Source organism: Leptolyngbya sp. CALU 1928 (assembly GCF_056784215.1).
The window spans coordinates 2,744,645-2,757,307 of record NZ_JBXBCE010000001.1; the positions used below are offsets into that span (position 1 = coordinate 2,744,645).

The window sequence follows — 12,663 nt, forward strand, 5'->3', positions numbered from 1 at the left end:
TTAAGGTAGAGGTCTTTAAGTCAAAGTGTTTTTAAGTTAGAGCCAGGATCGCCCTCTCAGGTGTTTTATGAAGTATTTAGCTGTTCAACGGGTTTGTTTAACTGTAGTGGGATGTTTTTTAGCCAATGCGATCGCGATCGACCTGTCTGGCGCTTCTCCTGAAATACTTGTGAGCGTTGATATGGAGGCTCAAGCACGAAGCAGTGGCGGTCGTAGTGGCGGCGGTTCCTTTCGGTCTAGCCCATCTCGCCCATCTAGTCCCAGTCGTCCTTCTAGCCCGTCCTATTCCAACCCTAGTTCTGGCGGCTACCAGTCTGCCCCTTATGGCAATCGTGGCGGCGGTACAGTGATTGTTCCGGTGCCTGGAAACTCTAGTTATGGAGGCACTACAGCATATGGCTCCTCCTCCAATAGTGGCGTGTTCATATTGGGATTACTATTGATGGGCGGTGCGGGATTTGCCCTGTTACTTGCCTATCTAGCAATAAACGCGAAGAGTGGCGGCTCAGGGTTTGGGGCAGCGGGCATTGGCGGCGAACTTGACAACAACACCGTGACCGTCAGCAAAATTCAAGTAGCACTATTGGCACAGGCACGAGAAATTCAGACTGATTTGACGAAGTTCAGCTTGGAAGTAGACACCGAAACGGAGGAAGGGCTGTATCAACTGATGCAAGAGTCTGTCTTAGCGCTCTTGCGTAGCCCAGAAAATTGGAGCCATGTTTTAGCCAGTTCAGAGACGGTAAAAAGTCGGGGAGCGGCAGAAGCGCTATTTAATCAAATTTCTGTGGCAGAGCGCAGCAAATTTAGCGTAGAAACTTTAAGTAACGTGGGCGGCAAGGTTCACCGAAGAGATTTCAAGCCCGATCTTGAAGAAGATCCCGCTGCTTATATTGTGGTTACGCTGGTTGCGGGAACGGCTCACGATCGCCCCCTGTTTGACAAAATCCAAACAGAAACCGCCCTGAAGGAATCCCTGCATAAACTAGCCGCAATTCCACCTGATTACTTAATGGTGTTTGAGCTATTGTGGAGTCCCCAAGATGCCCAAGACAGCCTCACCTATGAGGAATTGCTAACTGAATATACAGAGATGGCGCAAATTTAGCTTTCATGTAAACACGCATGAAAATAGGGTGTATTTGAACTAAGTATCCAGATCAACGGGCGCATACAAAAGAAGGTAGAAAGGGGTTATGGTGCAATTAGAAGGAGCAAATGAGGCAGAGTTAACTAACGATATTGTGACCGTTAGCTTATTGCAAATCGCATTACGAGCAGACGCACGTAGACTACAAACCCTGCTAAACGAATGGGGCGAAACCGCAGACACCGGAACCCCAGAAGGACGATTTTCACTGCTACAACAGGTCGCACAAGGGCTATTAGATTATTCTCGATATTGGACTCATGTATTAGCAAGCTCACACACCGTTAACGCTTATGAAGAAGCGGAAGAGCTATTTAACGCTTGGTCATTACGAGAACGCAGCAAATTTAGCGAAACTTTGACGAATGTGGATGGAGTGATCACCCACCGATCGCCGGTTCCTCCCAGCATTGATGACACTCCCGCTTATATTGTGGTAACGCTAATTTTAGGTACAGAAGGCGATCGCCCCTTATTTGGCGAAATTTACTCAGCTTCAGCCCTGCGCGATGTGTTAGATGATATTCGACTGATGCAGCCTCGCTATCTGGTCGTCTTTGAAATGCTATGGAGTCCTCAAGCGCTTGACGATAGCCTCACCGAAGCGGAGCTTGCGACGGAATATGCAGAGATGGCAGCGATCGCCTAGCAATCTCTAAATATCAAAGAAATCAATAGAAAAACTCATTAATCAAACGTGTCAGCCTAGAATAAAACCATGAGTGAAAAGGACGACAGCTACAAACTTATTAGCGATAACCGCTACGCACGCTTTCAATTCGAGATTTTGGAAACCTACGAAGCTGGAATTCAGCTAGTGGGAACCGAAGTGAAATCGATTCGGGCAGGCAAGGTCAATCTCAAGGATGGATTTGCCCTAATTCGAGATGGAGAGGCGTTTTTAATGAACGTCCACATTTCGCCCCACGACACAACCCGTCAAACCTATAACCACGATCCTCGCCGTAACCGTAAATTGTTGCTTCATCGAGATCAGCTTCGCAGTCTGACTGGAAAGGTTGAGCAGCAGGGTTTAACCTTGGTTCCTCTCAAAATGTATATGAAGCGCGGCTGGGTCAAAATTGTAATCGGGCTGGCGCGGGGTAAAAAACTGCACGACAAGCGAGAAGACATTAAACGGCGGGATGATCAGCGCGATATGCAACGGGCAATGAAAAACCAGTAACAAAGGCTGGCTGAGGAGAGGGGTGCATGAGTGAATGGATGAATGGTTTTCTGATGTCTCATGTCTCACCTCCTGCAATCTTATGACTGATAACACGCGATCGCGACTGCACCAACTCCTGCAAGAACGGATTGAACATCCAGAGCGGGAAAGTGAAATAGACACGCTCATCCATCAAACTTTTGATCATGACTGTGCCATTTTGGTACTGGATTTATCTGGTTTTTCGCGCCTGACAATTCGTCACGGCATTATTCACTTTTTGACAATGGTGCATCGGATGAGCGCGATCGCGGAGCCGATTGTTGCCTATCACCAAGGACGGGTGATTAAACAAGAAGCCGATAATTTATTTGCGGTGTTTTCAGAAGTCACTGCAGCAGTCAATGCAGCCGTGGATATTTTGAAAGGATTTGCCGCCGTGAACACAGGATTGCCGGATGATAAAGATCTTTATGCCAGCATTGGAATTGGATATGGCACCACTTTACTGATTGGCGACAGTGACCTTTATGGCAGCGAAATGAATCTGGCAAGCAAACTGGGCGAAGATATGGCGCGTCAAAATGAAATTATGTTGACCGATAATGCATTTCAGCAACTATCTAATGCATCGGATCGATTCTGGGAACCGCTAAACTTTTCTATTTCTGGCTTATCATTGGTGGCTCACACTTTGAGAAATTAAGCAGGATTTCCCTGCTCTTTTGGTTCGGTTCTACTCACTGTGGTACAACTAACGCAGTTGTTAGAGTGTTTTGTAGAAAGATAACGCAGCTTGATTGAGGGTTTGATTGTGAATAACCAAGAACGTTTGCCAGAATTTATCACCGACGACATTGAGAAAGGCAATTCACTGCTGCAATATGTGCAGTCGATGCCTGCTGAAACGATCGCTCAGTTGTCCAGACCTGCTTCTGCGGAAGTGTTTCAAGTTGTGGAACGCAATATTATTGGGTTGCTTGGGGCACTTCCAAGCGATGGTTTTGATGTCCAGGTTTCTACGACACGCGAAGATTTGGGTCGGTTGTTGGCTTCGGCAGTGATGAGTGGATATTTCCTCCGTAACGCTGAACAACGGATGGCGTTTGAAAAATCCTTTGCGATCGCATCCGATGCGGCAGCAGAATAAGCAGGCTGATCTGCGCGAACTTGCAGGCAGGGAATTGATAGCCAAAGACTCGGTGAGCGATCGCTTGCCGAGTTCTGTCATTTTAAATCTGCGGTCTACTTTATTAAATTGGTATAGCCAACAGGGTCGTGATTTACCCTGGCGACGCAGCCGTGATCCCTATGCCATTTGGGTATCAGAGATTATGCTGCAACAAACCCAAGTAAAAACAGTGATTCCCTATTACGATCGCTGGCTTACCCAATTTCCCACGATTCAAACCCTGGCATCTGCGGATCAGCAGCAGGTGTTAAAAGTCTGGCAAGGCTTGGGATATTACGCCCGTGCCCGTAACTTGCATCGCGCTGCCCAAGACATTGTGAGTCAGCACAACGGCACGTTTCCAACCGATTTGCAAACGGTGCTGACCTTACCCGGAATTGGACGCACCACAGCAGGCGGAATTTTGAGTGCCGCATTTGACCAGCCAACCCCCATTTTGGATGGTAATGTGAAACGGGTACTGGCACGACTGGTTGCCCTACCCGTGCCGACCTCTAAGGCGATCGCCCAACTTTGGCAGCTATCGGCAGCATTGCTCGATCCAGCCCATCCCCGCGACTTTAACCAAGCTTGGATGGATTTGGGCGCGACAGTTTGTTTACCCCATAATCCCCTCTGCGATCGCTGTCCCTGGCAACCCCACTGTTGTGCTTACACTCAAGGCATTCAAACTAAACTTCCCATGACTGAAACTCGTCCCCCGATTCCTCGCAAAATCATTGGTGTTGCCGTCATCTGGAACGATGCTGGACAAATCCTCATCGATCGCCGCAAACCCGACGGACTACTGGGCGGCATGTGGGAGTTTCCTGGCGGCAAAGTGGAACCGGGCGAAACGATTCCAGACTGCATTCAGCGCGAAATTCGAGAAGAACTGGGGATTGAGATTGAAGTGGGCGATCGCCTGATCGTGGTAGACCATACCTACAGCCATTTTCATGTCACCCTTAACGTGCATCACTGTAAACACCTGAGCGGCGAACCCCAAGCGATCGAATGCGATGAAATCCGCTGGGTCGAACTTGCGGATTTAGACAACTATCCATTTCCCAAAGCTAACCTGCAAATTATTGAAGCGTTGAAGAAAAAAGCACGAGGAAATAGGGAATAGGGAAGTACGAATCAAAAATGCCATCTTCTCCTGTCCTAATTCTTAGAAAAGCATGGGTTTTATGAGGTTAGAGCGATCGCCCCCTCAGATCGTGTCTTCCGACCCCTCATCCCAAGTTCCCGATTACTATAGACTCAAGCAAAGCTCCTTTTAGAAATGCGTAGAAAAATATAAAACACTCAGTTGTATCGATATGGGACGGCTGATAATGGATGCGACACCCGTAATAACACTTGACCAGCTTGCAGGAATCTCAATTGAGGAATTTCTGGGTAGGGCACTGCAAGAAGGCACCCTCACTGTGCAGTTTCCAGATGGGGAAGCGGTGACCATACAGCCCAAGCTGAAATTGCAACCCCTGCCTGTACTAGAAGGTTATGTGCCAAAAGGGTGGAAAGATGAGATTTACCCATGAGTACAACAGATTGGGTATTTCTAGATGCAGGACTTTTCATAGGTGCGTTGCTGAGTGGCGATTCACGTCATACTGAAGTCCGACCCATTGTGGAGGCGGCTCGGCGAGGAGAGTTTGCTGCCTGCACATCGGTAGGCGTGTTGGCTGAAGTTTATGCCGCATTGACCTGGATTGGCGCTCAACCCACTCAAACACCAGAAGTGGCAAGCCATGCCGTAAACTTGTTGGTGACAAACCCGTCCAAGATTCGAGTATTGGAGACAGGCGTGGATGCTGGCAAGAAAATGTTGGAGCTTGCTGCAAATTATCGATTAACGGCTCGGCGGATACATGACGCAAGACATGCTGCAACTGCATTAGTTGCCGGGGTTCGACAAGTTTATACCTATGACATTGACGATTGGCAAGTCTTCCAATCTGATGGAATTGTTGTCATAGATCCAAAGTCTAGGACTTCCAGCAGTGTATGATTGCCGTCAAAAAACTGCCGCGATCGCTCCCCAGCGCTTAAACTGGCGGAATCGTGAAGTGTCTCTGTAGCTTCTGACCGCAGGGTAAGAGAACTGCTCCCTACTGCTTGAATGCGGTTAATGAGAGCGATCGCCCTTTACATTAGCCTCCAAATTAAAAGCCCCATGACATCCACTCCTGCAAGCCTACAAAAATTTGTCCAGTATTGCCAGCAGCATCTCAAAGGGGATGAGAAAGGGGAATCGCAGAATTTTCTGGATCGCTTTTTTCAGGCGTTTGGGCATGAAGGGGCGATCGAAGCGGGGGCAACCCTGGAAGCACGGGTAAAAAAGGGCAGCAAAAAAGGGAATATGGGCTTTGCGGATCTGGCATGGAAGCCCCATTTGCTGATTGAGATGAAGAAGCGGGGCGAAGACCTCAACAAACATTACGCCCAAGCGGTGACGTACTGGATGCAGTTGCAGTGTCCTAGCTATGTGATGCTGTGCAACTTTGATGAGTTTTGGATCTACGACTTTCGCAAGCAGTCCGAGGAGCCGATCGAGAAAATTCCCCTAGAGCGCTTGCCCGATCGCGCGGGGGCATTCACCTTCATGAATCCAGAGTTGGATCGTGCGCCTGTTTTCAACAACAATCTGGTGTCGGTGACGGAGAAAGCAGCGGGACGCATGGGCGAATTGCTAACGATGCTGACTCAGCGATCGCGGGATGCGGTTGATCCAAAGATTGCTCAGCGGTTTGTGCTGCAATGTGTGTTGGCAATGTTTGCGGAAGATCGAGATCTACTGCCAAAAGATCTGTTTATTGGCATTGTGCGCGATTGTTTGGAGCGATCGCGCCAGGGCAAACCCTCCAACACCTACGATCTTTTGGGCAACCTGTTTCAGGAGATGAATCGACCGGGGATTACGCCCGCCGGACGCTATCAAGGGGTGGACTATTTCAACGGTGGCTTGTTTCGGGAGGTGCAACCGCTGGAATTGACCGAGAAAGAACTGGAGCTGTTGGAAGCCGCCGCATCACAGGACTGGAAAGCCGTGCGCCCATCGATTTTTGGCAACATTTTTGAGTCAGCGATCGGCAAAAGCGACAGCAAAGAACGCCACGCCCACGGCATCCACTTCACCTCGGAGGAAGACATTCTCAAGATTGTGCGCCCCACCATTACGCGCTATTGGGAAGAGAAGATCGCCAATGCCAACGTTTTAGCGGAACTCTACATCTTGCAAGCAGAGTTGCGCGACTACAAGGTGCTTGATCCGGCGTGTGGGTCGGGGAATTTTCTTTACATGGCGTATCTGGAGCTAAAACGGCTGGAGCGAGTGCTGCAAGACAAGATTGATGCTCGTCGCAAGTCGGAAAGTGGGCAGGGGCAGATGAGCATTGGCTTTGTCACCGCCCAGCAGTTTTATGGCATGGATACGAATGCCTTTGCGGTGGAGTTGGCGCGAGTGACGCTGATGATTGCTCGTAAGGTGGCGATCGACCTGTGCGATATCCACGATCAACCTGCCCTACCGTTGGATACGCTGGATGAAAATATTGTCTGCAAAGATGCGCTGTTTACGGAGTGGGTGAAAGCAGACGCGATTATCGGCAATCCGCCGTTTTTGGGTGGAAAACATATGCGGATGAATCTCAGTGATGAGTATATTGATCGTGTGTTTGCCCGTTTCCCCGATGTCAAAGATTCGGTTGATTTTTGTGCCTATTGGTTTCGGCTAGCACATGACCAAATTGGCGAAAAAGGTCGAGCGGGATTGGTTGGCACAAATTCAATTAGTCAAGGCAAAAGCCGAACGGCTGCACTAGATTACATCACACAAAACGATGGGTATATCCATGAAGCAATTTCGTCTCAAGTCTGGTCAGGGGAAGCAAACGTCCATGTAAGTATTGCGAATTGGAGCCGAGTAAAACCTGAAAAATACTTTTTAGACAATGTAGAAGTCTCTCAAATCAATTCATCCTTAAAATCGAACACCGACGTTTCCCAAGCCACCCGGTTAAAGGCAAATCTCAATTGGTGTTTTCAAGGTGTGATTCCCGTTGGCAAAGGGTTCATTATTGATGAACAGCAAGTCAATCAGTGGATCAAAGCTGATTCAAGAAACAGGGATGTACTCAAACTATTCTCAATGGGCGCAAATCTTGCGGGTAATCCTAATGGCTTGCCCGATCGCTGGATTATTGATTTCAACGATAGGTCTGTTGAAGATGCTAGCGACTATACCCAACCTTTCGATCACGTTAAATCGACAGTCAAGCCAGAACGTGATCAAAATCGTAGAGAAGTAACTAAGCTCAACTGGTGGAAATATGGGGAGAAAAGACCCGCAATGAGAAAAGCATTAACCCCGCTTGACTATTGCTTCGCAATACCCAGAGTTTCTAAATGGGCAATCTTTATCCCTTTTCCGTCTAATTGGATGGCTGGTGATAAATCAGTGGTTGTCGCTTCAGACGATTTCTACGTTTTCGGCATCCTTACATCCAACGTTCATCGCACCTGGATGCACGCCCAAAAATCTACACTCAAAGCTGATATTGCCTACACTCACAACACCTGTTTTGAAACCTTCCCCTTTCCTCAAACCCCAGCCCCCAACCTGATCACCAACCTCCGCGCCACCGCCCAAGAACTCCACGACTATCGATCGCAGCAAATGGAGCGCAAACAGTGGGGCATCACTAAACTCTACAACGAATACTTCCACGAACCCACCAGCCAACTCTACAAGCTCCATGCCAAACTCGATGCGATCGTCCTGCAAGCCTATGGCTTCAACCCAGACGATGATCTACTCGAAAAACTGCTGGCGTTAAACTTAGAATTGGCAGACAAAGAAAAGCGGGGAGAAGCGATCGTCGGTCCCTGGGCACCAATAAAACCATAATGTAGAACTATCTCATGGAGGCAACATGTCTGAAATGACGCTTAACCCAGAGCAACTCAAAGAACTCTTGAAAAGCGCGATCGTTGAACTACTGCGAGACAACCGCGAAGAATTTTCTGAGCTACTGACAGAAGTTATTGAAGATATGGCAATGGAACGCGCGATCGCTGAAGGCAACACCACTGAGTTTGTTAGCCGCGACACCATCTTTCAACTTTTGGAGCCAAAAGCGTGATCGTCACGTTTAGAAAGAGCTTTGAAAAAGACCTTTCTAAACTCCGTGATGCCGACTTGCTACGAAAAGTCCAAGCAGTCATTGAAGAGGTAGAAGCAGCAGTCAATTTAGCCGATCTAAACAACCTCAAAAAACTTAAAGCTGATGGAAACTACTATCGCATTCGCGTAGGCAACTACCGTATAGGTTTAGTCTTAGACGAAACTGAAATCGTTTTTTTGAGAATCCTGCATCGCAAGGAAATGTACCGTTACTTTCCCTAAATGACAAAAAGCGACAGCAGCGAGGTGACGAACCCCAATGAAAATCCAGTATTTTCCTGAAACAGATACTCTAGCGATCGAGCTAACCACAAAACCAGTTGCGTTAACCGATACCATCACTGATGATTTAATTCTGGACTATGACAGTGATGGCAAGGTGGTTGCTATTACCTTAGATAACTATTCTCGCAACGTAGAGACGATTGATCTACAAGCATTAGGAGTGCCTCTTTTAGCTGCGTAATCTCCTTAATTCAGACAAAAAGGAAAAGCGGGGAAAGGCGATCGTCGTCCCTGGGCACCCCAATAGAGTATCCACAGCTTACTTCGTGACGTTGTTAGATGGGAGTGAAGAGTGCGATCGCGCTCATCGAACTCACTCTTCACGGGTCAGCATTCAAGGGAAACCGAACGGTAAAGGTGGTTTGACCAGAGCCACTGGTGACCTGGATACTGCCGCCTAAACTCTCAACCAATTTTTTCACCAAAGCCAGCCCTAATCCGGTGCCACCTCGTTTCCAAGGATCGGCGTGGGGAACCCGATAAAATTTTTCAAAGATTCGGGGTAATTCCGCTTCTGGAATTTCCACTCCTGAATTGCAAATGGCGAATTGGAGATGGGAAGCTGTGGAGTCTGCGGTGACTTGGATACGCCCATCCGCTGGGGTATATTTGCAGGCATTATTCACCAGTTCTGCCAGTACACGCTCCAAGCTGGGCTGATCGGAAACGAGCGGGGGTAACTGGGGTGCTATTTCAAGTTGGAGGGTTTGGTTGTGGGTCTCCGCCCGTTGATAAAATGGCTCCATCACTGGGGGAAGCCACTGTTCCAAAACGATCGCTTCTAGCGAAAAGTTTTGAGAACCCGCTTCTAGCCGTTGCAGATCCAGCAGGTCGTTAATCAAATCCACTTCCCGCTTACATTCGGTTTGCAAGATGGTGAGATAGTGGGCAGAAGATTGGGGAGATTTGGAAATTTTTAAGAGTTCGATCGCCATCTTAATATTGGTCATGGGCGATCGCAATTCATGGGAAACGGTACTCAGAAAATCGTCTTTCAGTTGACTGAGCCGATGGAGTTCTTGCACTTGTTGCGCCAGGGCTTCCTCTGCCTGCTTTTGAGTGGTGATATCTAACAAAATCACTAAAAAGCCTTCCAAATCGGGGTCAGAAGATTGATCCGATTTCCTGGTTAAGTAAGGGGTCAAGGGTTCTAGCTTCAACTCAAACCAGCGATCGTCTCGCTGTAAAACTTTAGAAGACGACTCGCTTTTTGGGTGTTGTAGGCGTTGAAACTCCGCATCCAACTCTGCTTGGCTCAACCAATCGGGCACCAACGTTGCGCTTAAATTATCCCCAATCCCAATCTTCAGCCATTCCGATGCCACTGGATTGCAAAACCAAACCTGTCCCTTCATATTGGATGCCAACAGCCCAACTGGCAGGCTCTTGGCGATCGCTGCCTGAGTCGATTGAGAGCGTCCAAACTGCTCTGCCAAGACTGCCAACTGTGCCACGCTAGGGGGATAGTTCCCCCGCTCATCTTTTGGTAAAAGAGATTGGATCGTCTGCGAACTATGAACAATATCTTGTTGATGGATGTTCCAAAGGTGCTGCACTTTTCTCCGTAACAGCGCATCGCTTCGGAGTCGTTCGGTGAGCGAGGTTGCCAGAGCGGTGAGAGTCATTAGCGTTACTGGCATGACCACAGGCACCCAGATCGCGGCTTGAAACATCCGCAGGCTAAAACCTCCCCAGCCCATAGTCACCACCAGCCAAAGCAGAATCCATTTTTTTTGGCTTTGGGCGCTAAACAGCCACCCCAGACCGGGTCCCACCACAAAAAGTAGGACGGGGAACCAATAGGGATGCAGGGGCTTCAGTTCATTTTGCTGAAGTAGATTATCGATAACAGCGGCATGGAGATGAATGCCGCTAGCAGGTGGATTGCGATCGTAGGGTGTGATCAGGGGATCGAATCCACTTGCCGTCACCCCCACTAAGACAATCTTGTTGCGAAATTTTTGGGCTGAAATCCGTCCTTGAACCACGTCACTAAAAGAATATTGTGGAATTTCCCGAACCGAACCTGCCCAATTAATCCAAAGCGGTTGGTTGAGATTAGGCGGAGGGGTGGTTTCTCGGATTAAGGTGTAGGACTGGACAACGGCAAGCCCGAACGCGGGAGAATCCTGAATAATCAGTGGGATGGATCGGGTGACTCCATCCATATCGGTTGAATGCAAAATATGCCCAATGGCGATCGCGGCATCACGCAGTTGGGGCACTGGCTGCAAAAGTTCTGCCTTGGCAGAAGCTTGAGGCAACACCACACGACCATCCTCCATCATGGCTTGTGCCAATGCAGCATCGTCTGGGCTTGGCTCTGAAAACAATAAATCCATGGCAACGATGCTAGCCTCTGCTTGCTTTAAACTATTCAACAGTTGGGTGTAGTAGCGTCGGCTCCAAGGAAACCGTCCAATCTGCTGAAGGCTGGTGTCGTCGATCGTAACCATGACCAGGCGATTGTCCCAGGACTGCTTGCCACGCAGGGCAAATAGAGTGTTGTAGGCAATTTGCTCTAGTGGGGCAAAAAAACCAATTTGCAACAGAATAGCGCCACCCAAAGCGATCGCACTGCCTGGAAGCAGCCGCCAGCTATAGTCTTGGATACGCCGAATCGGAAATTTCATTGCTTTGGGGCATATCGCTGAAGATTATCGGAACGCTAACGAGTAGCTTTGCTGTTTTCCCAAGGGAGTCGTGACCACAACTTGAAAGGATAGAGACGTAGGTAAGGCTTGTGCATTTGTAGTGAACTTGCCAGAGCGATCGGTCATTTGAGGGCTGCCATTGACCAGGACATTATTGACGGGATCGACCTGACCTCGGAGCTTTATCTTGCGAATTCCCCCTTCAATGATTCGCTCAAAGTCATAGCTCAAGCGAGTATCGTTTCTTAAGGGTACGGGAGCGGATGGCGGTTCTCCAGGCAGGGTGACATTCTGAAATCCACCCGTTACCGAAGTTCCTTGCCCCTGGGCAGCACTCACAACGGCCCCCTGAAGCACCGCCAATCCGGTTTTACCATTAGGCTGCACTGCTAAGCCAAATTCAGTGCCCCGTACCCCGCTCAGGCTAGCAGGAGTCTTAATTTCTAACTGAGAACCCCGATGAGTAAAACGGCGCACTCGCAAGCGAGCCTGTCCTTTGGTTAAGCTTAACCGAGTAATTCGCCCATTGTCTGGAGCCAAGGATAATCCTGTAATGCGAAGATCAGCGCTCTCTGAAACATCTACAACACCAATGCCAGTATCTACAAATAGGATCGCTTTAGAACGGGGGCCGGTCGCAACCCCATCCCCCACTTTCCGCAAGGTATCCCCTACCTGGGCTTGACGAGAAGAGGTATGACTTAAATAAGAGACTCGTCCAACGATGCTTCGGATTTCTAAAACGCGATCAACTCGCACTCGCACGGATTGCTGGGTATTCCCATAACTATGAAAAAAACACCCAATCATGCCTAGAGTGAGTGCGCTTATAAGGATTGTCCTTTGTTTCATAACCCTGATGTGAGTGTATTGGGAATGACGCAACCAGTGTAGATATTATCCCTTAGTATAATAAGTAAATACATACTGAGATTTAATGAAACAAAAAATACTTAAATACTCTTAACTCACGTAGGCATTTCAGTGGGACATCCCAACAGTCCACTTTTGCCCCAACCTCTAGGACGACATTCTCATAATCCC

Annotated in this window: 14 protein-coding genes; 12 read left to right on the forward strand and 2 right to left on the reverse strand. The window is 48.5% G+C overall.

The window, feature by feature from the left end:
• The first annotated feature begins 67 nt into the window (after nucleotides 1-67).
• The 12 genes from AC1S5B_RS12770 (at nucleotide 68) to AC1S5B_RS12825 (ending at nucleotide 9,146) form a co-directional block, all read left to right on the forward strand.
• Nucleotides 68-1,108, forward strand: a complete 1,041-nt coding sequence (locus tag AC1S5B_RS12770; RefSeq protein WP_482036047.1) for a DUF1517 domain-containing protein — start codon at nucleotides 68-70, stop codon at nucleotides 1,106-1,108.
• Nucleotides 1,109-1,196: 88 nt separating this feature from the next.
• Nucleotides 1,197-1,799, forward strand: coding sequence for a DUF1517 domain-containing protein (locus AC1S5B_RS12775; RefSeq protein WP_482036048.1), 603 nt, complete (start codon nucleotides 1,197-1,199; stop codon nucleotides 1,797-1,799).
• Between the two features lie 69 nt (nucleotides 1,800-1,868).
• Nucleotides 1,869-2,336 (forward strand): SsrA-binding protein SmpB, encoded by a 468-nt coding sequence (gene smpB, locus AC1S5B_RS12780; RefSeq protein WP_482036049.1) that lies wholly within the window; start codon nucleotides 1,869-1,871, stop codon nucleotides 2,334-2,336.
• 82 nt (nucleotides 2,337-2,418) lie between these two features.
• Nucleotides 2,419-3,024, forward strand: coding sequence for an adenylate/guanylate cyclase domain-containing protein (locus AC1S5B_RS12785; protein WP_482036050.1), 606 nt, complete (start codon nucleotides 2,419-2,421; stop codon nucleotides 3,022-3,024).
• Nucleotides 3,025-3,132: 108 nt separating this feature from the next.
• A complete protein-coding gene (locus AC1S5B_RS12790; RefSeq protein WP_482036051.1) occupies nucleotides 3,133-3,468 on the forward strand; it encodes a DUF760 domain-containing protein in 336 nt (111 codons plus the stop codon).
• On the forward strand, nucleotides 3,386-4,621 hold the full coding sequence (mutY, locus tag AC1S5B_RS12795; protein WP_482036052.1) for an A/G-specific adenine glycosylase: 1,236 nt from the start codon (nucleotides 3,386-3,388) through the stop codon (nucleotides 4,619-4,621). Before AC1S5B_RS12790 ends, mutY begins: the two co-directional genes overlap by 83 nt.
• 193 nt (nucleotides 4,622-4,814) lie before the next feature.
• On the forward strand, nucleotides 4,815-5,036 hold the full coding sequence (locus AC1S5B_RS12800) for a hypothetical protein (RefSeq protein ID WP_482036053.1): 222 nt from the start codon (nucleotides 4,815-4,817) through the stop codon (nucleotides 5,034-5,036).
• Nucleotides 5,033-5,506, forward strand: coding sequence for a type II toxin-antitoxin system VapC family toxin (locus AC1S5B_RS12805; RefSeq protein ID WP_482036054.1), 474 nt, complete (start codon nucleotides 5,033-5,035; stop codon nucleotides 5,504-5,506). The genes AC1S5B_RS12800 and AC1S5B_RS12805 overlap by 4 nt, the downstream gene beginning before the upstream one ends.
• Nucleotides 5,507-5,617: 111 nt before the next feature.
• Complete coding sequence (locus tag AC1S5B_RS12810; protein WP_482036055.1) at nucleotides 5,618-8,404, forward strand: DNA methyltransferase; 2,787 nt, start codon at nucleotides 5,618-5,620, stop codon at nucleotides 8,402-8,404.
• Nucleotides 8,405-8,429: 25 nt separating this feature from the next.
• Nucleotides 8,430-8,639 carry a hypothetical protein gene (locus AC1S5B_RS12815; RefSeq protein WP_482036056.1) on the forward strand — a complete coding sequence of 70 codons (210 nt, stop codon included), beginning with the start codon at nucleotides 8,430-8,432 and terminating at the stop codon, nucleotides 8,637-8,639.
• Nucleotides 8,636-8,902, forward strand: coding sequence for a type II toxin-antitoxin system RelE family toxin (locus tag AC1S5B_RS12820; protein ID WP_482036057.1), 267 nt, complete (start codon nucleotides 8,636-8,638; stop codon nucleotides 8,900-8,902). Before AC1S5B_RS12815 ends, AC1S5B_RS12820 begins: the two co-directional genes overlap by 4 nt.
• 37 nt (nucleotides 8,903-8,939) lie before the next feature.
• Complete coding sequence (locus tag AC1S5B_RS12825; protein WP_482036058.1) at nucleotides 8,940-9,146, forward strand: DUF2283 domain-containing protein; 207 nt, start codon at nucleotides 8,940-8,942, stop codon at nucleotides 9,144-9,146.
• 139 nt (nucleotides 9,147-9,285) lie between these two features.
• Here the strand turns inward: AC1S5B_RS12825 and AC1S5B_RS12830 are convergent, their stop codons facing one another.
• Nucleotides 9,286-11,598 (reverse strand): CHASE2 domain-containing protein, encoded by a 2,313-nt coding sequence (locus AC1S5B_RS12830; RefSeq protein ID WP_482036059.1) that lies wholly within the window; start codon nucleotides 11,596-11,598, stop codon nucleotides 9,286-9,288.
• A gap of 24 nt (nucleotides 11,599-11,622) precedes the next feature.
• Nucleotides 11,623-12,429 carry a FecR family protein gene (locus tag AC1S5B_RS12835; protein WP_482036060.1) on the reverse strand — a complete coding sequence of 269 codons (807 nt, stop codon included), beginning with the start codon at nucleotides 12,427-12,429 and terminating at the stop codon, nucleotides 11,623-11,625.
• Nucleotides 12,430-12,663 lie beyond the last annotated feature (234 nt).

Bases quoted from the DNA above. Each gene is read 5' to 3' on its own strand.
- AC1S5B_RS12805 (WP_482036054.1), top strand. From the start codon at position 5,033: ATGAGTACAACAGATTGGGTATTTCTAGATGCAGGACTTTTCATAGGT.
- AC1S5B_RS12770 (WP_482036047.1), top strand. From the start codon at position 68: ATGAAGTATTTAGCTGTTCAACGGGTTTGTTTAACTGTAGTGGGATGT.
- AC1S5B_RS12815 (WP_482036056.1), top strand. From the start codon at position 8,430: ATGTCTGAAATGACGCTTAACCCAGAGCAACTCAAAGAACTCTTGAAA.
- AC1S5B_RS12775 (WP_482036048.1), top strand. From the start codon at position 1,197: ATGGTGCAATTAGAAGGAGCAAATGAGGCAGAGTTAACTAACGATATT.
- AC1S5B_RS12835 (WP_482036060.1), bottom strand. From the start codon at position 12,429: ATGATTGGGTGTTTTTTTCATAGTTATGGGAATACCCAGCAATCCGTG.
- AC1S5B_RS12810 (WP_482036055.1), top strand. From the start codon at position 5,618: ATGCGGTTAATGAGAGCGATCGCCCTTTACATTAGCCTCCAAATTAAA.
- smpB (WP_482036049.1), top strand. From the start codon at position 1,869: ATGAGTGAAAAGGACGACAGCTACAAACTTATTAGCGATAACCGCTAC.
- AC1S5B_RS12785 (WP_482036050.1), top strand. From the start codon at position 2,419: ATGACTGATAACACGCGATCGCGACTGCACCAACTCCTGCAAGAACGG.
- AC1S5B_RS12800 (WP_482036053.1), top strand. From the start codon at position 4,815: ATGGGACGGCTGATAATGGATGCGACACCCGTAATAACACTTGACCAG.
- AC1S5B_RS12825 (WP_482036058.1), top strand. From the start codon at position 8,940: ATGAAAATCCAGTATTTTCCTGAAACAGATACTCTAGCGATCGAGCTA.
- AC1S5B_RS12830 (WP_482036059.1), bottom strand. From the start codon at position 11,598: ATGAAATTTCCGATTCGGCGTATCCAAGACTATAGCTGGCGGCTGCTT.